This window comes from Marichromatium sp. AB31, assembly GCF_003718685.1.
Lineage (GTDB): Bacteria > Pseudomonadota > Gammaproteobacteria > Chromatiales > Chromatiaceae > Marichromatium > Marichromatium gracile.
Map to the genome: position 1 here is coordinate 1 of NZ_RHFI01000074.1, position 340 is coordinate 340.

1 pseudogene is annotated in these 340 nt (G+C 65.0%); it reads right to left on the minus strand.

The window, feature by feature from the left end:
- Positions 1–340: pseudogene (gene tuf / locus EBL84_RS16790) on the minus strand (elongation factor Tu); the annotation flags it as partial.

Sequence of the window (340 nt, forward strand, 5' to 3'; positions counted from 1 at the left end):
TTGATGCCGACGATCTCGACCTCTTCACCGACCTTGATCACGCCACGCTCGACACGACCGGTCACCACGGTACCGCGACCCGAGATCGAGAACACGTCCTCGATCGGCATCAGGAAGGCGCCGTCGACGGCACGCTCGGGCTCGGGGATGTAGCTGTCGAGCGCCTCGACCAGCTTGTCGATGGACGGACCACCGATCTCCGAGGTGTCGCCCTCGAGGGCGAGCTTGGCCGAACCGGTCACGATCGGGGTGTCATCACCCGGGAAGTCGTAGCTCGAGAGCAGCTCGCGCACTTCCATCTCGACGAGCTCGAGGAGCTCGGCGTCGTCGACCATGTCGG